21 protein-coding genes, 1 tRNA gene and 1 pseudogene are annotated in these 26,321 nt (G+C 51.3%); 6 read left to right on the top strand and 17 right to left on the bottom strand.

All coding sequences use genetic code 11. The features are described from left to right. Nucleotides 1-48: 48 nt before the first annotated feature. Nucleotides 49-4,584 (bottom strand): glutamate synthase large subunit, encoded by a 4,536-nt coding sequence (gene gltB, locus RC74_RS07160; protein WP_039003249.1) that lies wholly within the window; start codon nt 4,582-4,584, stop codon nt 49-51. 176 nt (nt 4,585-4,760) lie between these two features. Continuing rightward, nucleotides 4,761-6,194 (bottom strand): NAD(P)-dependent oxidoreductase, encoded by a 1,434-nt coding sequence (locus RC74_RS07155; protein WP_039003250.1) that lies wholly within the window; start codon nt 6,192-6,194, stop codon nt 4,761-4,763. A gap of 219 nt (nt 6,195-6,413) precedes the next feature. Here RC74_RS07155 and RC74_RS07150 point away from each other — a divergent pair, with 219 nt between their 5' ends. Continuing rightward, nucleotides 6,414-7,217, top strand: coding sequence for an undecaprenyl-diphosphate phosphatase (locus RC74_RS07150; RefSeq protein WP_039003251.1), 804 nt, complete (start codon nt 6,414-6,416; stop codon nt 7,215-7,217). Here the strand turns inward: RC74_RS07150 and RC74_RS07145 are convergent. Further along, nucleotides 7,214-8,194 (bottom strand): complex I NDUFA9 subunit family protein, encoded by a 981-nt coding sequence (locus RC74_RS07145; protein ID WP_039003252.1) that lies wholly within the window; start codon nt 8,192-8,194, stop codon nt 7,214-7,216. The genes RC74_RS07150 and RC74_RS07145 overlap by 4 nt on opposite strands. A 156-nt stretch (nt 8,195-8,350) precedes the next feature. On the opposite strand from RC74_RS07145, the gene RC74_RS07140 reads away from it, so the two are divergent. Beyond that, nucleotides 8,351-8,436, top strand: a tRNA-Leu gene (locus tag RC74_RS07140). 122 nt (nt 8,437-8,558) lie between these two features. Here the strand turns inward: RC74_RS07140 and RC74_RS07135 are convergent. The 3 genes from RC74_RS07135 to istA form a co-directional block, all read right to left on the bottom strand. Continuing rightward, complete coding sequence (locus RC74_RS07135; protein ID WP_039003253.1) at nt 8,559-9,233, bottom strand: hypothetical protein; 675 nt, start codon at nt 9,231-9,233, stop codon at nt 8,559-8,561. A 226-nt stretch (nt 9,234-9,459) separates the two neighbouring features. Then, nucleotides 9,460-10,212 (bottom strand): IS21-like element helper ATPase IstB, encoded by a 753-nt coding sequence (gene istB, locus RC74_RS07130; RefSeq protein ID WP_062628126.1) that lies wholly within the window; start codon nt 10,210-10,212, stop codon nt 9,460-9,462. Continuing rightward, nucleotides 10,209-11,705, bottom strand: coding sequence for an IS21 family transposase (istA, locus tag RC74_RS07125; protein WP_062628125.1), 1,497 nt, complete (start codon nt 11,703-11,705; stop codon nt 10,209-10,211). The genes istB and istA overlap by 4 nt, the downstream gene beginning before the upstream one ends. 296 nt (nt 11,706-12,001) lie before the next feature. On the opposite strand from istA, the gene RC74_RS07120 reads away from it, so the two are divergent. The 3 genes from RC74_RS07120 to RC74_RS07105 all read left to right on the top strand — a co-directional run bounded on the left by RC74_RS07120 (nt 12,002) and on the right by RC74_RS07105 (nt 14,815). Then, nucleotides 12,002-13,117: an AAA family ATPase gene (locus RC74_RS07120; RefSeq protein WP_062628168.1), complete on the top strand. Its 1,116-nt coding sequence runs from the start codon at nt 12,002-12,004 to the stop codon at nt 13,115-13,117. 281 nt (nt 13,118-13,398) lie between these two features. Continuing rightward, nucleotides 13,399-13,584, top strand: a complete 186-nt coding sequence (locus tag RC74_RS07115; protein WP_039002284.1) for a hypothetical protein — start codon at nt 13,399-13,401, stop codon at nt 13,582-13,584. An 811-nt stretch (nt 13,585-14,395) separates the two neighbouring features. Further along, nucleotides 14,396-14,815, top strand: a complete 420-nt coding sequence (locus RC74_RS07105) for a hypothetical protein (protein ID WP_156477426.1) — start codon at nt 14,396-14,398, stop codon at nt 14,813-14,815. A 265-nt stretch (nt 14,816-15,080) separates the two neighbouring features. Here RC74_RS07105 and RC74_RS07100 read toward each other — a convergent pair whose 3' ends face one another. The 11 genes and pseudogenes from RC74_RS07100 to RC74_RS07055 form a co-directional block, all read right to left on the bottom strand. Beyond that, nucleotides 15,081-15,593: a hypothetical protein gene (locus tag RC74_RS07100; protein WP_039002287.1), complete on the bottom strand. Its 513-nt coding sequence runs from the start codon at nt 15,591-15,593 to the stop codon at nt 15,081-15,083. Between the two features lie 181 nt (nt 15,594-15,774). Continuing rightward, entirely contained in the window at nt 15,775-16,749 is a 975-nt protein-coding gene (locus RC74_RS07095; RefSeq protein ID WP_062628166.1) for a hypothetical protein, read from the bottom strand. A 478-nt stretch (nt 16,750-17,227) separates the two neighbouring features. Continuing rightward, nucleotides 17,228-18,169 (bottom strand): isopenicillin N synthase family dioxygenase, encoded by a 942-nt coding sequence (locus tag RC74_RS07090; RefSeq protein WP_062628165.1) that lies wholly within the window; start codon nt 18,167-18,169, stop codon nt 17,228-17,230. Between the two features lie 307 nt (nt 18,170-18,476). Then, nucleotides 18,477-19,109, bottom strand: a complete 633-nt coding sequence (locus RC74_RS07085; RefSeq protein ID WP_169798718.1) for an aspartate/glutamate racemase family protein — start codon at nt 19,107-19,109, stop codon at nt 18,477-18,479. A 59-nt stretch (nt 19,110-19,168) separates the two neighbouring features. Then, nucleotides 19,169-19,465, bottom strand: a complete 297-nt coding sequence (locus RC74_RS23505) for an oligopeptide/dipeptide ABC transporter ATP-binding protein (protein ID WP_335339592.1) — start codon at nt 19,463-19,465, stop codon at nt 19,169-19,171. A gap of 192 nt (nt 19,466-19,657) precedes the next feature. Then, nucleotides 19,658-20,088 (bottom strand): annotated as a pseudogene (locus tag RC74_RS22895) (ATP-binding cassette domain-containing protein); the annotation flags it as partial. Nucleotides 20,089-20,147: 59 nt separating this feature from the next. Beyond that, nucleotides 20,148-21,176 (bottom strand): ABC transporter ATP-binding protein, encoded by a 1,029-nt coding sequence (locus tag RC74_RS07075; RefSeq protein WP_039004197.1) that lies wholly within the window; start codon nt 21,174-21,176, stop codon nt 20,148-20,150. Continuing rightward, the gene (locus RC74_RS07070) at nt 21,173-22,060 is read right to left on the bottom strand and encodes an ABC transporter permease (protein WP_039004196.1); all 888 of its coding nucleotides are present in this window, start codon (nt 22,058-22,060) and stop codon (nt 21,173-21,175) included. The genes RC74_RS07075 and RC74_RS07070 overlap by 4 nt, the downstream gene beginning before the upstream one ends. Beyond that, nucleotides 22,057-22,941: an ABC transporter permease gene (locus RC74_RS07065; protein WP_335339591.1), complete on the bottom strand. Its 885-nt coding sequence runs from the start codon at nt 22,939-22,941 to the stop codon at nt 22,057-22,059. The genes RC74_RS07070 and RC74_RS07065 overlap by 4 nt, the downstream gene beginning before the upstream one ends. Nucleotides 22,942-23,027: 86 nt before the next feature. Further along, nucleotides 23,028-24,644 carry an ABC transporter substrate-binding protein gene (locus tag RC74_RS07060; RefSeq protein WP_156477425.1) on the bottom strand — a complete coding sequence of 539 codons (1,617 nt, stop codon included), beginning with the start codon at nt 24,642-24,644 and terminating at the stop codon, nt 23,028-23,030. Between the two features lie 236 nt (nt 24,645-24,880). Next, entirely contained in the window at nt 24,881-25,726 is an 846-nt protein-coding gene (locus RC74_RS07055; RefSeq protein WP_039004200.1) for a MurR/RpiR family transcriptional regulator, read from the bottom strand. 219 nt (nt 25,727-25,945) lie between these two features. On the opposite strand from RC74_RS07055, the gene RC74_RS07050 reads away from it, so the two are divergent. Beyond that, the gene (locus RC74_RS07050) at nt 25,946-26,230 is read left to right on the top strand and encodes a hypothetical protein (protein WP_156477424.1); all 285 of its coding nucleotides are present in this window, start codon (nt 25,946-25,948) and stop codon (nt 26,228-26,230) included. The last annotated feature ends 91 nt before the right edge of the window (nt 26,231-26,321 follow it).

Raw genomic sequence — 26,321 nt, 5'->3', positions numbered from 1 at the left:
AAAAAAGCCGAGCATGATGGCCCGGCTTTTTTTATTCTAGTGTCGCATTTAGGCGATTGCTGCGCTCGATTCATCACTCAAAGGGTGCGGGATATGAACCAACATCTCTTTGGGGCAAATCTGCAGGAATCTCGTTTTCTCAAGCTCCCAATGCTGCAAAATATCCGCACCTTTTTGGCTGCCCGTTTCCTTAACATGACGTTCGATCAGCGCCTTGAGTTGATCCTGCCAATACTCAACGGTCACGGGACAGGTCACGAGTGTCTCCATATTCATCAGCGATTCCGCAATGCCGTCGGGATCGTAAACATAGGCCATACCACCCGACATACCCGCGCCAAAGTTCGCGCCGATCTTGCCTAGAATGACGGCTACGCCACCGGTCATATATTCACAACCGGACGCCCCACAGCCTTCGACAACAACCTTGGCACCCGAATTGCGAACCGCAAAACGCTCGCCCGCGCGACCAGCCGCGAAAAGATATCCGGCGGTGGCACCGTAAAGGACGGTGTTGCCAATGATGGTATTTTGCGACGCTTCGAGCGGACTGTTCATTGGCGGACGCACGATGATAATCCCGCCCGACAGGCCCTTGCCGACATAGTCGTTGGCATCGCCAGACACCTCGATCTTGAGGCCCGGTGCCGCAAAAGCACCCAGTGATTGCCCAGCGGAGCCGTTGAGTTTGATCGTCAGGTGATCCTCTTGCAGAGAATTGCGCATACCAAAGTTTTGGACAATGTGGCTCGACGTGCGTGTCCCAATGGTACGGTCAGTGTTTTGAACCGCATATTGAAGCTGCATTTTTTCGCCATCGTTCAAGAAGCGCGCGGCATCTTTTACGATTTCAGCGTCCAATGTATCAGGTACGAAGTTGCGCGGTTTGTTGCGATCATAGACAATCTGCGACGCCCCATCGACCGTGATCAACAGGGGGTTAAGATCGAGATCATCAAGATGCGCGGACCCACGAGAAACCTGCGAGAGCAAATCCGCGCGACCAATCACTTCATCCATGCTGCGCGCCCCGATGCTCGCGAGGATTTCGCGCACTTCTTGGGCGTAGAATGTGATGAGGTTCACGACCTTATCCGCCGTTCCATCGAATTTCTTACGCAGGTCTTCGTCTTGGGTACAGACACCAACAGGACAGGTATTCGACTGGCATTGACGCACCATAATACAGCCCATCGCAATCAAGGCCGCGGTGCCGATACCGTATTCTTCGGCACCCATCATCGCGGCCATAACCACGTCACGCCCGGTGCGAAGTCCGCCATCGGTGCGCAAAGTTACCCGCTCGCGCAGGTTGTTCATCGCAAGAACTTGGTGCGCCTCAGTAAGGCCCATTTCCCACGGCAAACCCGCATATTTGATCGAGGTCGCAGGTGAAGCGCCCGTGCCGCCATTGTGACCCGAAATCAGGATGATATCGGCTTTGGCTTTAGCAACACCTGCCGCAATTGTCCCAACACCCGATGCCGCAACCAGTTTCACAGTTACTTTGCAGCGTGGGTTGATTTGCTTGAGGTCGTAGATCAGTTGTGCCAAATCCTCGATGGAATAGATATCGTGGTGTGGCGGCGGCGAAATCAGGGTCACGCCTTTTGTCGAGTGACGCAAGCGCGCAATAAGGTCGGTCACTTTCATGCCCGGCAATTGGCCGCCCTCGCCCGGCTTTGCGCCCTGCGCAACTTTGATTTCAAGCTCTTCGCATTGGTTCAAATATTCGGCTGTTACACCGAAACGACCCGACGCCACCTGTTTGATCTTCGCAGAGGGATTGTCGCCATTTGCCTCAGGAACAAAGTGCGCTGGATCTTCGCCACCCTCGCCCGAATCCGATTTAGCTCCGATACGGTTCATCGCGACATTGAGGGTTTTGTGGGCCTCAGGGCTTAGTGCACCAAGGGACATACCCGGTGTAACAAAGCGCTTACGAATAGCGGTAATGCTTTCGACTTCCTCAATCGGAATCGCTGCGCCCATCGGCTGAATTGCCAAGAGATCGCGCAAGTGGATCGGGGGGTTGGACCGCATTTTGGCGGAATACTGTTGCCAAATTTCATAGGACGCCCGCGCACAAGCGGCCTGAAGCATGTGCATGCTTTGCGCTTCCCAAGCGTGGGTTTCACCGCTTGCACGGGCTTTGTAAAAACCACCGATTGGCAAGATGTCGCTGCCACCAAGCCAGCCCAAAGCATGGACCTTTTCAGATTTATGCTGAATGCCCGACACACCAATTCCAGAGATCCGACTTGTCAGACCGGGGAAAAACTCGGCAACCATAGCGCGTGAAAGGCCCACAGCTTCAAAATTCAATCCGCCCCGATAGGAGGAAATGACCGAGATCCCCATCTTGGCCATAATCTTAAGAAGTCCCGCATCAATTGCACCGCGATAGCGTGCAACTGCCTCGGAAAGAGAGCAATCAATCAGGTCGCGCTCAATGCGATCAGCAAGGGAATCCTCGGCCAGATACGCGTTCACGACGGTCGCTCCACAGCCGATAAGAACGGCGAAATAGTGCGGATCGATACACTCTGCCGACCGCACCGAGATCGAACAGAATGTCCGAAGGCCCTTACGAGTCAGACCAGAATGGACCGCAGATGTTGCGAGGATCATCGGCATTGCCACGCGGGCTTCGCCTTGGGCCATATCCGAAAGAACGATATGCGCGCCACCTGACCGCACAGCGTCTTCAGCTTCGGCGCGAATACGAGTCAGGCCTGCGCTCAACGCATTTGCCCCAGCATTCACAGGGAAAGTACAATCGATCACCACGACGTCTTTGCCCAGATGTTCAATCAAACCGTCAAATTGTGCGTTGCCCAAGAACGGGCTGTCGAGCACCAAAATCTCGGTCTGGCTGGAGTCTTCGTCCAACACGTTTTTGAGATTTCCAAACCGCGTTTTGAGGCTCATTACGCGATACTCGCGCAGGGAATCAATCGGCGGGTTTGTCACTTGCGAGAAGTTTTGACGGAAGAAATGGCTTAACGGACGGTATTTCTCGGACAGAACGGCACTCGGGGTGTCATCGCCCATTGAGGCAATCGCTTCTTTGGCATCTTCGGCCATAGGTTGAAGAATTTGCTCCAACTCCTCAATGGTATACCCCGCTGCGATTTGACGCTTGCGCAGGTCTGCACCCGCAAAAACAGCCACCTCGGTTTTGTGCGCAAGTTCGTCTTCCATGTTGGTGATTTTCTGTACCCATTCGCCGAAAGGCTGGCTTGCAGCGAGCTGATCTTTGATCGCGGTATCGTGGTACAAAAGCCCGTCTTGCATATCGACGGCAATGATTTGACCCGGCCCCAAAGCGCCTTTTTCGACAACACTTGCCTCGTCAATCGGAATCATGCCAGCCTCGGAGCCAGCAATCAAAAGGCCATCTCCTGTCACCACATAGCGCATGGGCCGCAAACCGTTGCGATCCAAACCAGCGCAAACCCAGCGGCCATCGGTCATTGCAAGCGCGGCGGGGCCGTCCCATGGCTCCATAACGGAGTTGCAATAGGAATACATATCGCGCCACGCGTCGGGCAACTCAATCGCCTGTTGGCTCCAGCTTTCTGGAATCAACATTGTTTTGGCCATCGGCGCATTGCGCCCTGCACGGACCATAACCTCAAACACGGAATCAAGGGCGGCGGAATCCGACGATCCAGCGGGAATGATCGGCTTAATATCTTCGGCCATATCGCCAAAGGCACTCGACGCCATGCGGATTTCGTGGCTTTTCATCCAGTTGACGTTGCCCCGAAGCGTGTTGATTTCGCCATTGTGCGCAAGCATGCGGAACGGCTGTGCCAACCACCATTGGGGGAATGTATTGGTCGAATACCGTTGATGGTAAATCGCGAAGGCACTCTCAAAACGGGTGTCTTCAAGATCGGGGTAAAACACGCTGACTTGCTCCGCCAACATCATGCCTTTGTAGATCACAGACCGACAGGACAGCGAGCAAATATAGAGCGATGGAACCTGCGCCGCGAGGGCCGCTTTTTCGATCCGACGACGGATAACATAAAGCTCGCGCTCAAAGGTTTCCTCATCAACACCCTTAGAGTTGCTGATCAAAATCTGCTCAATCTCAGGGCGGGTTGTGTTGGCTTTTTCACCCAAACACGAAATATTTACGGGAACATGGCGCCAACCATAGATGTAGTAGCCCATCCGCAGAACTTCGCTTTCAACGATTGTGCGGCATGTTTCTTGGGCCCCGAAGTTGGTGCGCGGCAAGAACACCATGCCCACAGCGATCTGTTGACCAGCTTTGGGTTCGTGACCTGTGCGGCGGATTTGATCCTCAAAGAATGTGGTGGGGATTTGCACGTGAATACCCGCGCCATCGCCAGTTTTCCCGTCCGCATCCACAGCGCCACGGTGCCAAATCGCACGCAACGCTTTGATGCCATTGTCAACGACAGACCGCGAGGGCTTGCCGTCAATGGACACCACAAGGCCAACCCCGCAGGAGGAATGCTCGTCTTCCTCGGAGTACATGCCATTTTCAGCCATCCATTGGCGTTTCGCCTCCTCGGCGGCTTTCCAGTTTTGGTCAAACTTGGTCATGTTCTCTCTCCATAATTTGCCCCGTTGGGCGCGTTCTTTTGGCAAGGATTGGCACATTTAGTCGTCGTCAAATTCGAATTTTCACGGGTCACAACAATGCCTCCATTGATAAATTACTTAGCTCAGAAAGCCGAAGCTGCGCAGGGCAGTTTCTGTCTACCAGCCCCAACAGTGCCTTACTCCGCGGCCAGAACGGCGGCGCTATTAAAGGTTTCAAGGATGTTTTCGGCCGCGTCGCGACCATCCTTAATTGCCCAAACAACAAGGCTCGCGCCCCGCACGATATCCCCAACGGCATAGACGCCAGGGATGCTGGTTTCATGGGTGCGAAAATCGGCTTTGATTGTGCCCCAGCGCGTCACTTCAAGCGCCTCTTCTCCCCAGAGGGTTGGCAGGTCTTCTGGCGTAAAGCCCAGCGCCGCGACCACAAGATCGGCTTGCTCGGCATAGTCCGCACCTTCGATCAACTCAGGCGATTGACGTCCAGATGCATCGGGTTTCCCAAGGCGCATTTTCTGAACGAGAACACTTTCCACGCTGTCGCCAACAAAGGCTTTGGGGGCCGACAACCACACAAATTCCACACCTTCTTCTTCGGCGTTTTGAACTTCGCGTTGGCTTCCAGGCATGTTGGCTTTGTCACGACGATACAGGCATTTCACGCTCATTGCGCCTTGGCGAATGGCTGTGCGCACACAGTCCATCGCGGTGTCGCCACCGCCAACAACAACGACGCGTTTGCCCGAGGCATTCAACTCGCCGCTTTCGTATTCAGGCACAATATCGCCGAAGCTTTTACGGTTAGACGCGGTCAAATAATCGATTGCGCGCACAACGCCTTCCGCTCCAGAACCGGGGGCTTGGAAGTCGCGGGAATTGTAGACGCCCGTGGCAATCAAAACTGAGTCATGTTGGCCTTGGATCGCTTGGAACGTGATGTCTTCACCCACGTTACAGTTCAAAACAAATTGAACGCCCGCGTTTTCAAGCTGGGCAATGCGCTTTGCAACAACGTCTTTTTCGAGTTTGAATCCGGGGATGCCGTAGGTCATTAGGCCACCGGCGCGGTCATAACGATCATAGATAGTGACTTGAACACCTTGACGGCGGAGCACATCCGCTGCGGCCAAACCGCCCGGACCAGCTCCAATAATTCCAACACTTTCTTCGCGCTCAGCTTTGGGCTGGATCGGCAGAACCCAACCATTTTCCCAAGCGGTGTCTGTTAGATATTTCTCAACGGCCCCAATAGTAACAGTACCGTGTCCAGACTGTTCAATCACACAGTTACCTTCACACAAACGGTCCTGCGGACAAATGCGACCGCAAATTTCAGGGAAAGTATTGGTGGCTTGCGACAACTCGTAGGCCTCTTGCAAACGCCCCTCGGCGGTCAACTTTAGCCAGTCGGGAATATTGTTGTGCAACGGACAGTGGTTTTGGCAAAACGGCACACCACATTGGCTACACCGGCTACTTTGCTCTGCCGCTTTTGTTTTGGCAAATTCCGCATAGATTTCGTGAAAATCTTGACTGCGCTGGTCGGCATCCCGTTTCGTGGGCATGGACCGCTCAAGCGATATGAATTTTAGCATTGGCTGTTTTGCCATGGCGAGGCCTCCAAGAAATGACACGAGCGCCTTTTTTAAGCAAAAGGGATTCAAATGAAAAGGCAGCTGTGCTGACCTTTATTCCGTTTTATAGTCGTCGCGCAACATTTTCAGCACTACCAATTCGTATTTTAGGTCAATATCAGTTACCTAAAATACGACTTTCCTTTTATTTTCCAGCGCTTAGACTGCCCCCGTGATTCAATGGGAAAACAGACCATGAGCTTCTATCATCTTGTACTTGTGGCGATAATCCAAGGTATCACCGAGTTTTTGCCGGTTTCGTCCTCGGGTCACTTGATTCTTTTACCGAATCTTCTAAATCTTCCCGACCAAGGCCAAGCCATAGATGTGGCCGCACATATCGGCACACTCTTTGCTGTGATCCTCTATTTTCGAACTGATGTAGCGCTGGCCTTTCGCGGATTCATACCCATGCTAATGGGTCGTCTCAACGCACCCGGTGCGAAACTCTGCTTCCTGCTCGCGGCGGCCACTGTTCCTGTCGTGATCATTGGACTGATTCTAAAGCTCACAGGCCTCGATGACGCGATGCGCAGCATTACGGTTATTGGATGGACCATGCTCGTTTTTGGCATCGTCCTTTATGTTGCCGATCAACGCGGGGCGACCACTAAGGCAGACGGCGATTGGAATTTGCGCGATGCGATTATCATGGGTCTCTGGCAAGCGGTTGCCCTGATCCCCGGAACATCGCGTTCAGGCGCGACAATAACAGGCGCGCGTGCGCTTGGGTATAACCGCCAAGATGGTGCCAAACTGTCGATGCTCATGTCGATCCCAACGATCATTGCGTCGGGCACTCTCGCTGGCCTAGAAGTTATAAAAACCGCGGACGCATCCGTTGCCCTCGACGGCGCGATTGTCGTGGTGCTTTCCTTCGTAACAGCCCTTCTAGCACTGACCCTGATGATGCGCCTTTTGCGCAGCACAAGCTTCACGCCCTACGTGATTTACCGCATAGGGCTGGGCCTTGGCCTCCTCTGGATTGCCTACACTTAAGCTTTGAGGTTTTTCGCTGAATCGCGGATATCGTCGAACTGACCATCGGGACGAAAGCGCCACAGGAAGCTCGGCATAATCGCATCCATATTTGTCGGGGTGATGTTCAGGTCGGAAAAACCCTTCGCACCCTCTTCAACGATGTTATCTGATCGCAAGCTTTTGACTTGATCGCGCGTCAAGATACCGTTGCGCACAAGCCCAAGGGACACCGCTTGGGTGAAATCCAAAAGACCAGCAACGATACTGCCCGCAAAGAAGGGCTTGTTCACGATCAAACGCCGACGATGCACAACCGCGAGAACCTTCTCGACGATCAGGCGCAAAGTCAAAACGTCCGGTCCACCAAGTTCGTAGACACCTGATTTTCCTTGCAGAATAGCCACTTCCGCGGCGGTCGCGACGTCATCCACGAAAACAGGCTGAAACTTTGTCGTCGCGCCAACGAGTGGCAAGATCGGTCCAAGCCGCGACATGAAGGCGAATTTATTGAGGAAACCATCCTCGGCACCGAAAATAACCGAAGGGCGCAAAATGGTGGCTGTCGGAAAATGCTCCAGCACCTCAACCTCGCCCTGCCCTTTGGTCTGCGAGTATTCCGAGGCGGCTTCTAAATCAGCACCGATGCTAGAAAGATGCACAAGAGACGCAACCCCTTGCTCGGTTGCGATACGCGCCACTCGACCTGCGGATTGTGCGTGAATCGTGCCAAACTTATTGCGGCTTGTTTCTGCAAGGATGCCAACGCAATTCACAACAGCATCAGCACCAAGCATAACCGCCGCAACAGAAGCATCGTCGCGCACGTTACACAAAACAGGCTCAACCTGACCAACGGCCCCAAAAGACTTTACAAACAACGCCTCGTTGGGGCGTCGCACGGCAACGCGCACACGCCAACCAGCTTTAGCCATCCGGCGCGCAATGTAGCGGCCAACGAATCCGGATCCGCCGTAAATAGTGACAAGTTTAGACATGGTTGACCTCCAACAAAATAGTTCTATTGCCCTCAATACATTCCCAGACGCACCGGAACAAGCGGGTATCGCGTCGCAGGATGAATGCAGCGTAAATCCCCACGATTTCCGTTGACAGCTCGCCTTCGCCCCGCTAATCCCACGGCTACGACACCTGCCCAGGTGGCGGAATGGTAGACGCGCCAGCTTCAGGTGCTGGTGTCTGTATGGACGTGGAGGTTCGAGTCCTCTCCTGGGCACCAATAATTTTAATTATATCGTTTAAAATCAATTCATTAGACAAATATTGTAAACTTCAGCCCCATCACCAGCCCCACCGGATGCGCTTAGTAGCTACAATCGCAAATTGACACCTTAGTCTCCTTTATACATATGGTGGAACCACATGGCGACTCGCCCGCGCGGTCACTGAAGATGTTCGCTTACATTGAGTAGCCGCCAAGCAGTCATCAAAGTCGCCAAGGTGAAATCCCAATTTGTCTAGTATTGCCTCACATGCACGTGACACCTTTGCGAGGTCGCCAATTGCCTTGCTATGAAATAGTTCGTTTCTAGCTGCTAACAAAATTCTGAACCAGTTCAGCATATCTCTTTTGTTTAACGGCTGGTTGAGCTGCTCATCACCACAAAAAATCCCTCTGCTCAGGTTCCAGTCTGCCTCGATTAGATACACTAACCCACCCAGCGGAAAGCAGAAGTATATCTCATCCACTACATTCGCACCTTGAATGCTACGACGCTGACTAGAGGATAGATTACTGAAGTTGTAGAACAGTTGTTTGACGAATTTGGGCGTTACTGCAGTACCCTTAATTGTTTTATTTCCAGCCCTGTTGGGCGAAAAATCCGATTCATCTTTGCCATTGTCTACTGCGTCCCTAATTATGGTCCACCACGCATTACCGCCAAACACATTACTGTAATGTTCGGCAGCGCTGTGTCGTAACGCATTTTCAACAGAAAACACAAAAGGGTAGAGCGATGCCAACTCCTTAGTCTTTCGAGTGTAAACACGGTGAATTTCAGTTCGCTGCGCCATACCTGGCCAATTGCCTCTTTTTGACGCACAACATTCTTTAATGGAATCGCTAAGGAGAATTGGGTGTCAATCGCAGAGTAAAAAGGGACCAGATCGCGGCGTAAAATTGGTCCACTGAGTTCTCGGATATTCTGCGCTTTGGTGCGCGTGCCCCCAAATAGCTAACGCGTGCCAAAGCGCATGTTGGCCCATGGGCCAACATTGTTCTGATCTTGATGTGTTTTGACTACTGGCGGTTCTTACGACTGTGTTTGAGCCTATAGCTTTCGCCGTTCATCTCAAGGATGTGGACGTGATGTGTCAAACGATCCAGCAAGGCTCCCGTGAGCCGCTCTGAGCCAAAGACTTCGGTCCATTCATCAAAGGGCAGGTTTGAGGTTATGATGATGGAACCACGTTCGTAGCACTGCGAGATCACCTCAAAGAGCAATTCTGCGCCGGATTTACTCAGAGGAACGAAGCCTAATTCATCAATGATCAACAGATTCTGGCTCGTCAGTTGCTTTTGCATGCGCTGCAATCGGAGCTCATCTTGGGCTTCTATCAGATCATGAACCAAGGCTGCCGCCGTCGTGAACCGTACTTTCAACCCTCTTTGGCACGCGGCTAATCCAAGTCCTAAAGCTATGTGGGTCTTGCCCGTTCCCGATGGGCCGAGGGCAATAATGTTTTCTCTGCGATCCACGTAGTCACATCGAGCCAAGTCCATCGTCAGTGGCTTGTTCAAGCTGGGCATGATCTTGAAGTCAAAACTATCCAGGCTTTTGGTGCTGGGGAACTTCGCCGCTTTGATCCGCCTTTCGATCATCCGCCGTTCGCGGTCAATTAACTCCATCTCGCACAGACGCGCCAGATATTGGATGTGGTCCTTATTCTCAGCAGCACAGATTTGGGCTTGTTTTGCGTACTCTCCTTGGAACGTTGGCAAGCGCAACTTCTTGAGGTGGTGGTGCAGAAGGATTTGGGGAGCATCTGTCATGCCGTGGCTCCCAGCAGGCTCATGTAACTGGATGGGCGTGTCGTGCCGACATTGGCCTTAGGCAAATACGGGTAGAAGTCCAAATCCAATCGCGGTGGCCGCTTCTCAATACGGCATAGCACAAGGTGTTTTACGGCATCATAGCCAATAGCGCCCAGATCAATGGCATGCTGGATTGCGCCTTGCACAACGTCCATCTCGAATGTTTCCAAAAGGCGCAGAACTTGAACGTATTCTCGCTTGCCCGGTTTGCCCATTCTGGCTTCGAGCAGTCGGTGCAGGGTGGCGAAGGCATCCGGTAGATTCCAGCCCTGCAAAGGGGCTGCCTGATCCAAAGCCCCCACCTTCTGCTCAATCAAGGGCAGGAAGTGGAGCGGGTCAAAGATCATATCCGCGGATAGGTAGGATCGTTTGTGCCGTGCAACGATCTCGTTACCGCAGCCGATGATAACCTCATGTACAAACCCACGCACATGAACATCGTGGTGTGCATAAGCCACCGGCACCGAGTAGTCATTGCTGCGATAGCGCACCATCGAGATCGAAGTGGCCCGTGTGTTGACATGGTCGCAGGCTTCATATTCCGCCACGGGCAACCCCATCAGCGCATCAAAATCGGATACCAAACGTTGACCTATGGTTTGGGTGTGGCCGCGCAAAGTATCGTCCTGACGTGCTAAACACTTCGCTTCCAGATGGGCGTTCAAATCATCAAAGCTGTCACAACGCGGCGCAGGGACCATGAAGTTGCGACGCGTATATCCAACCATGCCCTCAACGTTGCCTTTATCGTTTCCTCGCGCTGGTCGCCCGAACTTGTCATCGAACAGGTAATGGGATTGCAGCTCAGTGAACCGACGTGTGCGAATACGCGTTCTGTCCCCGAGTATCCGCGCAACGGCGATCTTGGTGTTGTCGTAGAGAATGGACTGCGGAATACCATCAAAGAACGCAAAGGCGGACACATGGCCGTCGCAGAATGCTTCCGTCGTCTCGGCAGGGTATCCCTTAACGAACACCGCATCAGAATGCGGTAAGCTCATTACAAAAAAATGGATCTTGCATTCCACGCCACCAATCACGCCAAGTGTCTCACCAAAATCAACCTGCGCGTGGCCTGGCCGATGCGACAACGGTACAAACACCTCTTTAGTGCGTCGCTTTTGTTCGCGAACGTAATAGGTCACTGTCGTCAAGCTTCCCGCGTACCCGTGTTCATCCCTCAAACGCTCAAAAATACGCTTGGCGGTGTGGCGCTGCTTTTTGATCAGGGCCTTATCTGTACGCAGTATATTATCGATGACACCAACATAATCATCAAGCGTTGGGCGACGCGGGGCTTCTGAACGCCGATAACCAGGAGGGAGCTCATGCCGCAACATCTTGGCTATCGTTTTGCGATCCTTGTTGAAATAACGCGCCGCTTCTCGAGTAGACATCCCGTCCTTCAAACAAGCACGGCGCACACGATTATAAATATCCACAGAATACATCTCCCGCCCTCCGAATAAACGAAGGACACAAACTGGCGGATTTTTACTCCGCTACAACTGCGATACGCAGCCGCTTCTGTGGCCCATTATTGCTCCGCGTTTTACAAGGCTCCAAAGGGATTGACGAACTCCCTTACTTGGTACTGTTTAAAGGCATCACAACGACAATGCATACAAAACTCATACGATTTTCATTGATCTGACCCATCTAGGGCCGGCCTTTGATCGCTTGTAATTTCTCAATACCTCAACCGAACTCCCGCCGGTCCTTTTCTGTCCCAGAGAAGGCTATTGCTATGAAAACCACCAAACTCATTCACGCGACATATCCAGAAATCGACGGAATCGCGCTCATTCAACGCTTCGCGGATCATCTTGTGAAACTCCGCACCGACAAACTTGCGGCTGTTTCTGTCGGTGACGATGAACAATCTCGCGATCTCGGATCTGACGATATCGGGGGCATGCCCCTTGAGCAATCTAGCGGCGTCGAACTCACATGGCAGGACACCCGCCGTATTGAACAGCGCGTAAACAAAATCATTCAGCGCATGAGGGCCGCGTCTGGCTTGGCGCACTTGAAAGACGAAGAAATCATCCGCCTGCGCCCTTTATTTACAAGCGTAAAGTTACTCACGTTGGAAGGTGAGCATTGGGTCGACGAACTTATTGCAACTTTGCATGCTGAGATGCCGTGGATGGCGCCGGCCACCATTGAAGTTTGGCATGCCCTCCAGCGCGGCGCCGCAACAGGGGGAGTTATCAGAATCCCACCGCTTATTTTGAATGGCCCTCCAGGGATCGGGAAGTCCGTTTGGGCACGCCGCCTCTCCGAACTTCTGCACATCCCACGATGTGAAATTGATGCCAGCCTTGGCGGCGTCGGCTTCAGTATTGCAGGAACGGAACGTGGTTGGTCCTCGGCGCAAGCTGGGCGGCCGCTCGAAACGATCCTTCAGCATCAGGTGGGTAATCCATTAATGGTGGTCGACGAAATCTGCAAAGCACAATCTGGCACGTCTACAAATGGGGCCAATCATTCTTTTGCAAATAGTTTGCTAAGTCTCTTAGAACCGGCAACCTCTGCGGCTTGGGAATGCCCTTACTATCGCACCAAAATCGACATGTCCCACATCTCTTGGGTTCTGACTGCCAACGACGCGTCCCGCATTCCTGCCCCCCTTCTGAGCAGATGCGTGGTCATTAATTTACCCAAAATCTCATGTGCCCAGCTGCAAAGGTTCGCCGTGCGGAAAGCAGACGAATTGGGACTGACAAAGGCGTCGGCGGACGCCATTGAGCAGGTCATCGGCAACGAGATGCAAAAAGCAAACGCTAATACCAGCTTGCGAGATGTCGTACGTATACTGCGCCGTGCGGAAGTCCTTGAGAGCCGACCGATGCTGCATTGATATCTGGCCAACTGACGTCGTCGCTTTGCGTGGATGGTGCAAAGCGCTGCGATATTAGGGGCCATTCAGGGGAAGCCCTATGGGGGTTTTGATGCTTGCGCATACCTGCTTATGAGATGAGCCATTCGCTGCGCAGAGCACCGAGGCCGGCAGAGCGGACTTTGCCGCCCTACGGTTTTTCTGCGCAAATGTCGGCTTTCAGGGAACCGTTCAAAAACGGTCGTTATCGGAGTTCTCGTTAGCTTCAATCAAGCCAGCAAGCCTGGCCCATAAGGGTTGGGATGACTCGTGGGGAAGTGATCCGCATCCTTGGACGGGTGCCAAATGGATATACAGCCACGTCGGATACATTTGCTACACACGTCTGTTCCGAAAAAGTGGATGCCGATGATGAATGGAGTATCTTGATTGAGTTTGGGCATGATAAGCGTGTTCAAAGTATCAATTTTGCAAGCCCATCCTATTAGAGTGGTGCTGGCTTATTGCTGGGTTAGGTTTGCCATTGCTATCCGTTTGAAAACAGTGATTTGAACACTTGTATTGATCTGCTCTTCGGGGCCTAGCACGGGAAACAGAATAATTTGAAAGCTTTACCGTCGTTCCTTGTACTCATGTTTTGGGTTAGTAGTTGGTTTCCAACATCGCCAGATAAATGGGCCGTATTTGTTGTGGCTGGCTGCATCCTTGGACTAATTGCAGCCCATCTGGCCCAAAAGTCACTTGGAGAACGCGGTTGGCCGGCAAAGGCGACTTCTGCGCTAGCCTTCGCGGTTCTGATCGGTGGCTTGCTCTTAATTTTGATAAGAGTGACCGAAAGATCGACCGTGGATGCGGGAATTACGTTTTTCTTTGTCTTGGGCGGCATGGGTTACCTCTTTTTGGTCAGAACTATTTTGGACCCCAGACAAACCCCAAAAAGGTACCGTGGAACGGGATTAGTGGTTCTTTCTCTGCTCGCAATCTGGTCGTGGGCCTCAGCGATAGGCATGTATTCCCTTCGCGGGGCGGATAGATATACCAATAAAATGTGCATTCTTGTGCCGAACCCCATTGAGTACGACACCGAATTAACCTCCATATGGGAAATGCGCCTCCCCCAAGTCGCATCGACCAGGCTGAGACCATGGGACAGTTACATTTGGGAGTTCCATGCCATCCTTGTCGTGGATGGGCGAACAGATCAATACAACTGGTCAAAAATGTGGATACGTTTCGAGCCTATCGACCCTGTCCGTAGTCCTTATCTGCCGAAAAATTGCCCTTAGAGGTTTCGTATAAATGATTGATTTTCCATTAACATTGAGACGCGGAAAGCAATTATCGTTTCTTTCGACGGCCTTAATCTGGACATTGACGGGCCCGCCATTGAGAGCGGAGCAAATGCCGCCTTTGCAGTACTTCGTTGGAGAATATTCAATGATCGGACGGGTGGCGGGTAACCTTATTGCTGGAACGGTTGTCGCCACTGAAAACAACGAACGCCTTGAACTCCACACAGAGTTATTTGGAAATGGCTGGCTGGTGCTAAACGACAACCAAAGTGAACTTGCAGCACCTCTAGCGGGTGAAATCGGCGACAGAGAACTTTTTTGCCTCTTCAAAAATGATAATGATAACTACCCAATATTAAACTGTCGCTTACAGGTTAGCGGAGAACAGGCGTCTGATGGATACCTCACACTTTGGCCAAATGGTTAGGTTCGCGATTATTAGTGCTTTGAATTCGATCTGTTTTTGATGAAACTGCTAGAACGATCCAAATGTCATCCTCACCATGCATGTAAAATGACCATCAGATTGATCCTGGTGGCTTGTGAGTGTGTAATATTTAGATTGGCATGTTGCGGTGCCGAACGATAGTCTGTGAGGGACCTGACGGGCTCGTCTCGTGTTGTTCTGGATGTCAGTCAGCTTGATGCTTCAGTTGTCCGATTGAAGTTTCTGATTTCGGCTATGTTGTTGATCAATTAGAACCAGACACAGCTACCCATCCAGTTTCCTCACCATCCCAACGAAGGCCAGCAGCGACCTTTAGGTCATAGACATCTGAACCATAGACGGACTCCACTGACGTTTGGACGCATTCAAGTTTAGACAACTCTTCACCATTATATGACACGGTGACCCAGCCAAAATGGCTCAATCCCTCGTCAGAAAATTCCGAGTTGAAACCACTCACGACCTCATAAGCGTATGCACCATTGCGGAAGGTGATCGACCCTATAAGGGCATCGCCGTCCCAAGGGCGATAATCAACTGTTGCAATAGGTTCTGACAGATAGAGTTCAGGAACTTTGCCCCGTGTTCCATAACGGTAGCTCACTGTGAAATCATCGTGGCAAATATTTAAGGAAGTGGATCGACCAACAATTTCACAAGACGAAAAGGGTATCATCCCTTGTGCGCAATCCGCAGAGACATCGGTTGCCACAATACAGAATGCAAAAACGGGAAAGATCGAAACCCTAGTTCTCATCGACTTTTCTCGTTTCAAAAAACTTGATGGATAGGTTATTATAAGCAGTGACTGACTTGGCTGTCACCACATATAACCATTTCTACATAATGATCCTGACGAACGAGCCACGGCCCTCCCTCAGGCATTGTTCGCAGTCGTATTTAATGCGTAGCAGGCTCACCCTTGCAAGCGTATGAAATCACGGCGCTAGACTTATGAACTTGATGCTCTGCACACGCTTGTCTGGCCCAAATGCAATCGCGGCATACCAGTTTGCGACATCTTGCGGCGCTTCCGAGCAAACGATGGCGTTGAATACATCCGCGTCAGGTCTCGCACCGCCAGGCACACGGCCCAAAATCGCAATGACCTCGCCCCGCGTTAGACCAACACGCAATCCCGAAGGCATGTCCCATATTTGATCCGTGGCAGTCATCCCGATCACGAGGTTATTCAGGATATCAATATCCATGCCCATCGCTGTCACACGGTCTATCTCGCGGCCATCAGGCAAAAACACACCGCTTACTTCGGGTGATCCGAGTTTATGCAGCGTCGCCACAGGGTCACCCATGGCGACACCGCCAAGCCTAAATTCGGGTCCCACTAAACACCCGCCCTCGTCGTCCGAAAGCAAAATGGGGGTTTGGGTCACAACATCTCCCATCCATGTTTTGGAATAGTCGTCCCAGACCAGACCAGCCACCACTTTGGCATCATAAATTCCACCGCCCCACCCATAGCCCACTGTGTCGGGGATGCATTCGAGCCTGCTAAGGCTTTGACCGTCCTGAGCAACGTCGATCCAACCAAAGCGTCGAGGACCAAGCTCCATCTCCTCTTCCGAAAAGGGCCGATCAAATCCTCCACCAACCTCATAGCTAAAATCGCCGTTGTAAAACGTGACGGTCTCACTGATCGCTTTGCCCAGACCAGACCACGCCTCAAAATCCACATGCGTCACGGTATCCGACAAAAGCAGATCAGGCGTTCCACCAATTGGCCCGTAGCGATAGGTTGCGACCTGATCATCAAAACAAACAAAGACTTCGGTGTTGCGCCCCTCAATCTGACACGACGTGAAGGCTTCTTGTCCTACAGGACAATCTGCCTGCGCCATGGTGCCGAGAAGGACGCCGCAACTGGTAAGACATACCCCTAGTTTTTGATCCAAATCCCTGCCCCCTTTGTCAAAATGACTATCAGATTCATTTGATAACGACTTGAATGGAAAAATGCTAAGGAATTGCCTAATGTATTATTGAAGGCGGCTTCTCACAAACGGTCGTTTTTGGGAGGTCCATATTGGTGCCACTAAGGAGGCCCAAGTGCATGAGGGTTGAAGGAAACTAGGGCTATATATCCTAGCCTCATTTCGCATTATAACATTACATTTAGTTGTTGTTGGGTAGATGAATAAGGCGGGACGTATGTTGAAAAAACGCGGGAAAAACGGCATTTCGATTGGTCACTCGTTTGCGGATGTTGTCCGAAAGACGACGACTTGGTGCTTCGTATTGGCACCTCTTACGTTGTTGTATCTCGGTGTCGCATTGCATGTTGTTTGGAGTGTTCAGCCATTCTCTCAACTTCTAGGGCTCCCTGAAAAACAGGCCGCCTCTCTTCTGTTGGATTTATGCATTGTGATGCATCTAAGATCCGGTGCTTTTGAATTTTTCCATCAAATACGGCCCTGACAAAACGTTTTCGTATTTTTTAGAGCCATCTAGGGGGGCAATCACGGAGTCCCAATTGGGTTGATGAAAAAATGCCAATGATTGCCGAGCGGGTTGATATGGCTTTGCGACGACACGGTGCAATGTGCTGACCCAACGGTCGACAGTCCATCGCGCCATTAGATCACCAATATTGATTACAAACGCACCTTCGGGTGTCGGTACATCAAACCAGCCCCCATCCGGCAAAGCAACTTGTAGACCTTGGCTTTCAGCTTGCGGCAGCAAGATCGTAAGTGACCCATAGTCAGTGTGCGCACCTGCTCGTTGTTGATTCAGCAACGAAATCTCATCTGTTGCAGGATAATTCAACGCCCGCAAACCGGAAATCGGATGATTGATGTAATCTTCGAAGAAGCCGTCGGGCAGGTTCAACGCGACTGCAAATGCCACCATAATCCGCGAGGCTAGACGTTCCATCTCGCCATAATAAGTTTGCCACGCGGGTTTGAAACCGTCTAGGTCTGGCCATATCGTTGGGACATAGCAAAATTCCAATGCCTCAGGATCGACGATACCATGGGGCACTTCTTGCGGCCCACCGTTGAAACTCTCCTTCAGATCTGGTGGCGTATCTACGCCCTTTGACTTGGCTAGCGCCTCGCTATTTGGCCCCAGATAACCATAGGGATAACCAGCGTAGGGTGCTTTCACTTTTTGTTTGTCATCGGGTGCTTGCTTGAAGAATTCTTGCACTGCATTCTGCATATCCGTAATATAGTTTTCCGGAACGCCGTGCCCAGTCAAAACGAGGAACCCGCTGTCTCGGCAGATCTTGTCCAACTGCGCGGCAAGTATTTTTCGCTGAGATAAACCTGCTTTTTCGAATCCCTGAAGATCAAAGGTTGCGAATTCCATTTATTTCTCCAACATGATGTGCCACGACTTTGGCGGTAGCTAGACACCATTCCCAAGCGAACTCAGTTTCTAGTCTAGGATTATATTTTTGAGCAGCTTATTGAAGCTGAAGTTCGTGACAAGCTGAAATTGCATATATCATTCGACGGTGGGGCTTGAGAGACAAGATGCCGATACGCGAGATTGTGCGGCGGACTGGCAAAACCAGACCTAGTCACGTAACTAAGGTTAATCGGCCTCCAAGGAACTCGGCGTGGTCCATATTAATTACATGATCCATTCACGCCTTCTGCGATGGCGTCGCTTTCTAAAATTCGCTCCCTTCAGGCTTGGTATTTTTACTGCCAAGAACGCGTGATATTGACAGCAGAATGCCTTCGAGAACTGGTTCGATAATAGGTAGTGAACTTTCACTCGCGATTTGATCAGCGGAAGATGCCAATGGTCCGCCACCGATTAGAATTGCATCGACGCCGTCATTCTGGGCGCTTTGATGCGCAATTTGCAAAAGAGCCTTTGACATCATGTTTTTGTTACCCATCACAGTGTTTGTGTCACCGATTGTAATATGCACAGCCACCAGTCGATTTGTGTATCCGTATCGGAACGCTGTGCGTTCAATCGATTGTTTAAGGTCCGGTGTCGTGGTGATAATTGAAAATTTGCGCCCGCCTTCAGCAGCTTTCGCCATGCCAGCCTCTGCAATTCCAGTAACCGGAATATTTACGGCTTTGCGCAGCTCGGTGAGGCCAGGATCACCAAACCCAGCAACAAGGATACCATCCACACCTTCGCGGTCTGCCGCAATTCCTGCTTGCACTACCAACTTGGCAGCTTCAGCTAAAGCCGTTTCATTCGCTATGAATGACGGTCCATATTCCATTGTTTGAGCCTCGATCCATACCTCTGGAGGGGCGGCCCGTTTTGCTATCTCAAGCATAGAATCGGTGGTCGCGGAATTTGAATTTGGGTTTAGCAGAACTATGCGAATGGATTTCCTCATATTGCTTTAAGCTCTGGTTTGATTGTGCAGGCGATTTCATGGGATTGTGTCACCAAAGACAACTGGGGAGGTGCGGCCATGCAGTCGGCCGTTGCATGCTTGCAGCGCGGGGAAAATGCGCATCCCGGCGGCATCGCGGCAAGATCTGGCGGCATACCTGGAATAGCGTCAATTTTACTGCCTGGAGCGACCCCATGAACAGTCGATGACAGCAAACCATTGGTGTAGGGATGGCGGGGCCTTCGCAACACTACGGACGCATCGCCTCGCTCGACGATACGCCCACCATACATAACCACAACTCGGTCAGATATCTCCGCGGCAACGCCAACATCGTGGGTTACAAAAATGGTAGCCATTCCCAGTTCCTGCTGTAGTTCTCGCAGCAGTAGAATGATCTGAATTTGGACCGTCGCATCCAGCGCTGTCGTCGGTTCATCCGCGAGGAGAAGCTTCGGAGAACAGGACAAAGCCAGCGCAATCATTGCGCGTTGGCGCATCCCCCCGACATCTCGTGAGGGTAATTTCCCAAACGCGATTTCGCTGATGGAATTTTTACTAAGTCAAGCATCTCAAGTGCGCGGGCATTTGCGTCCTTTCGACTTACGCCCATATGGCGCATGACGGTTTCTGCAATTTGATATCCTATAGTGAACACTGGGTCGAAAGCTGTGGCTGGCTCTTGAAAGATCATGGCCACTTCGCCGCCCCGATAATTGGCAAGTGCCTTGCCGCGTAACGATAGGACGTCTTTGTCGCCAACTGTAACCTGACCGGAAATCTCTGTTTTATGTTGCGGTAGAATGCGTAAGATCGAACGCAGGGTTACACTTTTACCGCTGCCAGATTCACCCAATAATCCAAGGACTTGGCCCTTCTCAAGGTGAATGTCGATATTGTCGACCGCCGTTATCATTCCCTGATCGGTTTTAAATTGCACCGTCAGATTTTTTGCTTCCAATATTGTTTTAGACATCAGAGCACCTTTTCTCCAGATTGAGGATGCCCAGAGGTGGCGTCCGATAGATGGCATGCGACAGAGTGATGCCCTGTCAGGTCTGTGCGCTGAGGAAACCATGCAATACAAACATCCGATTGGAACTTGCAGCGAGGACCAAATCCGCACCCGAGTGGCAGGTCAATGGGGCTGGGTGGATCACCAAAGATAGGCGGTTCCAGAGTGCGGAAATTCGGATCAGAGCTGGGCATCGAAGCAAGCAGGGCCTTTGTGTATGGATGACTGGGGCACTCATAGACATCCGCAGCGCGACCGAACTCGATGATTTTGCCAAGATACATCACCAGCACCTGATCACTGATATATCGCACTACGTTAAGGTCATGCGAAATGAAGATATAGCTTAGCTTGAGTTCTTCTTTCAGATCCATAAGCAAGTTCAGGACTTGAGCTTCGATAGATTTATCTAGGGCCGATACAGCTTCGTCAAAGATCACCACTTTGGGTTTTAGCGCCAATGCGCGAGCGATGTTGATCCGCTGTCGTTGACCGCCGGACACCTCGTGTGGATAGCGGTTAGCGAACCGGCGCGGTTCTAGTCCCACCTTGGCAAGAAGAGCGTGGGCAGCTTCTTTGGCAACCGTTTTCTCCACGCCGTGCACAACGGGGCCGAACATGATGGATTGCTCGATGGTTAGACGGGGATTTAAAGACGCAGAGCTATCTTGAAACACCATTTGCACATCGCGCCGAAAAGCATTCAACTCTGCGCGACTTTTGCCAACAACTTTGCCTTCCAGCTGGATGACACCGGCATCTGGTTCAATCAGATTCATCAATAACCGCGCTGTTGTGGACTTGCCACAACCGCTTTCCCCAACGATGCCAAGGGTAGCCCCCTTGGCCAGAGTAAAGGAAAATTCAGACACGGCGTGAACCTGCTTTGGCTTTTCCAAAAAACCACTTCCACGCACTTGGAAGGTTTTTGACAGACCTTCGGCGGAAAGAATGGGCACTTGAAGATCTATTTTTTCTGACGTTCTCATTGGACATCCATCGCGCTGCGCAGCCCATCGGACAGCAGATTGAAACTGAGTGAGACAATAAAGATCATCACACCGGGAAGAGCCGCGATCAGAGGCTGGCTATAAATTGCTCCGCGCAATGTGTTCAGCATCAAACCCCACTCTGGGGTCGGCGGTTTTGCCCCCAAACCGATGAAAGAAAGACCCGCCGCCATGATGATAGCGACAGACAACAGGCTGGAAGCGTAGACAAGGACCGGCCCAAGGATATTGCCCAGTATATGCACCCGAATGATGGTGAAACTACCAGCACCGCTTGCCTGTGCCGCTTCGACGAAATCAAGGGAACGTACCTGTGTCGTAGCGCTTTCAGTGATACGCACAACTGGCGGGATCAAAACAACGGTCAGGGCAACAAGCGCGTTGGTGAAGCCAGCCCCCAATGCGCCCGCAATAGCCACTGCCAAAAGCACGGATGGAAAAGCAAAGACGACGTCTGTTGACCGCATGATAATTGCGTTGGTCCATCCGCCAGTGTACCCCGCAAAGGTGCCCAAGGTCCCACCAACGAGCAGGGCAAAAATTACAGGCAGAATACCCATCAACAAAGACATCCGCCCGCCATATAGCAATCGGGTGACCATATCGCGCCCAAGTTCATCAGTACCCAGAATGTAGCCTTCCGTCCCCACAGGTTTAAGCCTTTTGACAACGGTTCCGACGGCGGGGTCGTATTGTGTCAGCAGCGGGGCGAAGATTGTCGCTAAAATTATGACCCCAAGAGCAATCATGCAGCAAACCGACACTTTGTCTTTCAGCAATCTGCGCAAGACAGATGACCAGTAACCTTTAGAGATGATGACGATTTCGCTCGGCACATCAAAGTTTTCAGCTGTTTCGATCATGAGCGACGGATCCTTGGGTCAAGCAGAGGTTGGATGATATCAACCAATAGGTTCAGGCTGACAAAAAACATTGCGAGAACAAGTATTGTGCCTTGCAATAAAGGAATATCGCGCTGAAGGATCGCTCCATTCAGCAGCAAGCCAGTACCAGGCCAAGAAAACACCGTTTCCACTAGAATAGACCCGGCCATTAGATACCCCATCTGGACGCCAATAACGGCCAGTGCGGTTGGAGCCGCATTTTTGACCACATGAGCGAAGATCTGTGGTTCTGTCAGACCCTTCGCTCGCAGCGCGTTTACAAATTCCATGCTCAGTTTCTCGGCGACGAGCGCGCGTACAGAACGTGTTACGATCCCAGCGGGTGCGGCGGCCAAGGTCACAGCGGGTAAAACCATAAATCTCAGCCGTTCTAGCAAGGTCATGTCGCTTCCTGTACCTGCCCCCATTGACGGGAACAGGTTCAGATTGACCGAGAAGATCACGACAAGAACAATGCCAAGCCAATAGTTTGGAATAGAGACACCCGAGATTGAGATAGCAGATGCGACTTTATCAACCGGAGAGCCCACTTGGTATCCGGCGATCAAACCTAATCCAGTACCGACGGTAAACCCGATCAGCGACGCCAATCCTGCGAGTGCCAGCGAATACCCTATCGCGTTGCCAATTTCCGATGCGACCGAACGACCTGTCGAGATTGAGGTGCCAAAATCGCCCTGAAGTACGTTCCAAAGCCAGTAGCCATATTGAACCGATAGCGGCTTATCTAGTCCATAGCGCGCTTTTGTTGCGTTGATCATTTCTTGCGTTGCGTCTGTGGGTAGCACCAGGGCAAGAGGGTCGCCTGGTGCCAGTTGAACCAACGAAAAGCAGATCAAACTTACAGCGAAAGAGACTGGAATTGCGTATGCAATTCTTTTAAGAATGTAGGACAGCAATTGCAGTCTCCTTTTTGATCACTGCATTAATCGATATACGTGGAAGTAAGGTCTTGGAACCAGTTCTGCGCCGGGACAAATCCCTTGACATTTGGTGCCAGAACCCTTGGTTGCACGTCATGTGCAACGAATAGGAACAACGCATTATCCACATAGTGTTCATGCAAACTTTGGATCGCTTCAAGTTGCTTTTCTTGATCGAATTCGCCACGGATCGTATCGATCAACTCATCGACTTCGGCGTTTTCATAGTAACCCCAATTCGTACCTTTTGGCGCTTCGAGACGACTATCGACGTGACGCATTAGCGAGGTAAAGGGATCTTGGCTAAAATATGAACTGTTTGTCGAATGCGCGCCATCAGTCGTCGGGTCTTTTGCACCCGCCCGCCAATTAGCCAATAAAGCATTCCAGTCGCGGACATCAAATTCCACGTCGATGCCAATTTCAGCTAGGTTTTGCTGGATGAGTTCATTCATCAGAATGGGCTGCATCTGACCGCCACCCGATGGCGAAATGATCGCCTTAACACTGACAGGATTCTCTTTGGAATATCCGGCCTCGGCCATCAACGCGCGCGCAGCTTCCACATCATAGGTCACTTTGAACTCCGGTTCGCCAAACCAATCGCTGCTTGCGGGAACCATACCTTGTGCCGGTGCCATCAGGCCGCCCAGCAGAACTTTCATACCTTCACGGTCAATCGCCAGATTTGCGGCCTTGCGAATGCGCTCATCGCGCCACGGCGACCCTTCAAGCATAGACAGATGCCATGGCCATACATGTGGGTAAACATTCGAAACAACATTGAAGCCAGCGCCAGTCATACTGTCGAGAGCGTCGGATGGCGGAGCTTCTATCCAATCAACCTGCCCAGAACGCAATGCTGCAACGCGCGCAGAAGAATCGGCAACTGGCAAAAGGATTACCTTGTCCAGTTTTGGCGTGCGATCCGGATTCCAGTAGTTATCGTTGCGTACCAGAACAGCGCGTTCGCGAGGCACATATTCTTCAACCGTGAACGGTCCGGTGCCCGATGCCGCATTCAGAAAAGCATCCCAGCTGCCCACAGCCTCCCATTGTGCTGGGCTCGACATAACGATCCAAGCGATCTGAAAAGGGAACAGCGCATCTGGTGACGCGGTTGTTATTTCGACAGTCTTGTTGTCAATGGCTTCATAGCTGACGACCGTAGGAATGCGGCCCTTGCCTTGCGCGGATTGGCGTGGATCGAATTGGGGCGCGTCCTGGTTTAGGAGCTTGTCCAAATTCCAAATGACTGCATTGGCATCAAATGCCGACCCGTCATGAAATTCAACACCGTCTCGCAGGGTAAAGGTCCATTTTGTTTTGTCGTCAGGGTTAACGGACCATTCCGTCGCTAGACCCGGTATAAGAGTCACCGGCTTGTCGGCAGAGGCGAGGTCATAAGCTACAAGCGCCTCAAACACCTGATATCCAAGAAAGCGCATACCTTCCGCGCCTTGATCCGTCTGACCATTTGGCAAGGGAATATCTGAGGCTGTAATTGCTACCCTGAGCGTACCCTGCGCGAGGGCAGATGAAGTCAATGTAGCTGCGAATGCCACCACCGAAACCGTTATAGCGACAGGTCGCAGGACACTTTTTCCTAACCAAGCCATCCCTCCAGTGAAACGTATGTCCGTTATGTACATCTTCGTTCTCTCCTTGTTGTTTCCATGATCGATGTGAAAAAAATCCAGCGCGTGGAAAATTCTTTTCATCTACAGCCTTTATGAAAAAAATATACCGCGCGAGGGCAAACAAATATTCAAATTTTGAAAACTGTAGTTTTGCGGAGTTTTGTCGAAAATCGCTCAAATTTGTGGCGGCAGGCTAAGAAAATAAGCTGAAATAGTTAAATGTCGCCTAAAGTCTCGTGGAGCGATTCTATCATCGCCAAGCGTTTGCGCCCAGTTGGGCCCGCCAATTCGATCACCCTCACGGCAATAAGGTGCAGCAACGCGATCAAGGAAGCATGATTGAAGAGTGGTCCAGGCGCTGCCGTTCGACAGTGAAAATGCCAGTCCAATCCTTTTTTGCGTTCCTCATTTCCATCGGAAATAAACGCCGTCCTCGCACCAGTACTCTGGATCAGGTTAAGCAATTGGATGTTTCCACTGACCTGCCTTTGCAGCCCAAGGAAAACCACACAGTCCTCTGAAGATATACCAGCGATGTGTTCCGCTAAAGTTTCACCCTGCTGCGGAATGACACTGACACCCTCTATCACTTGTAGAATTTGCCACTGAAAGTAATTGGCGAATGAAAAGCTTGTTCTGAAACCAATTACCCAAACTCTTCGGGCTGCCAAAATGGTTTCTGCCAGTTGATCAATTTCCTTTAGGTTGGTCATGGAAAACGTATGGTCAATGTTGTCTTTCGCTTGGTTGATATGAGCATTGATCAGTTCGTCAGGATTTTTGGTCTTGGATCCCAAAAGGTAAATTGCAGCACCTGTCTTTTGGTCCGTGCGCACATGTCTTCGTGCCTCATCGTAGCTTTCATACCCTAGCTTTTTAATAAAACGGGAGACTGTGGCGTTTGAGACCCCCGCAAGTTGAGCGAGTTCGGTTGCGGTATAGCTGGCAAGTTCTCCAGGGAAACTCAAAAGAAAATCTGCCAACCGCCGTTCCGTAGGGTGCATTTCGTGGAGATTACCTTTGATACGCGCCAGAAACGTGTCATTTTTTTTGGGCGGCATGGTATCTCCGTGAAAAATTATTTTCACAAAAGCATGTTGTTGGGCGATGCGCAAGATGTTTGAATACAGTGGCGAGGGCCTCCATGGTGTATTCTAAAAAACTCTAACGATCATTCGAGCCATATTTTTCATCCTGAGTGATTTGTGTACGCTTAAGCCTTCTTGACTTTGAACGATGCGAACAACAGTGAAAGACAAATGATGAACGAGACCTCAGATATGAAACCATCAAAAATACCCGCCAATGCGGCTTTACTTTTGATATTTGTGATTGTGTCCGTGGTGCTAAAATTCGTTGCTGGGCCTATGGGGCTCATCGGGTTGGCCGTGGTCCTTGTTTGGGCCGTCAAGCTGCTGATCGACTTTGTGCGCTGGCTGAGAACGGAAAAAAATACGCGACCCAAAATGACGTTTCCTAAAAAGACAGCATTGGCGGTTTTGGTGGTACTCCTCGCTGTTGGTTATTTCGCTTATTTGATCGCGCGCGATTTGGCCACGCTTTGAGGGAGTGACCGTTTTATCCCCGTGTCGAAAAATGGGCATCGATGACGACGAAGCTCTACTAAGCGCAGAAAGCGCAGCAGCGTTAGAAGCG

The sequence above is a fragment of the Falsihalocynthiibacter arcticus genome (assembly GCF_000812665.2).
Taxonomy (GTDB): domain Bacteria; phylum Pseudomonadota; class Alphaproteobacteria; order Rhodobacterales; family Rhodobacteraceae; genus Falsihalocynthiibacter; species Falsihalocynthiibacter arcticus.
The sequence above is the reverse complement of the archived record's forward strand: the minus strand, read 5'-3'. Positions and strand labels throughout refer to the sequence as shown.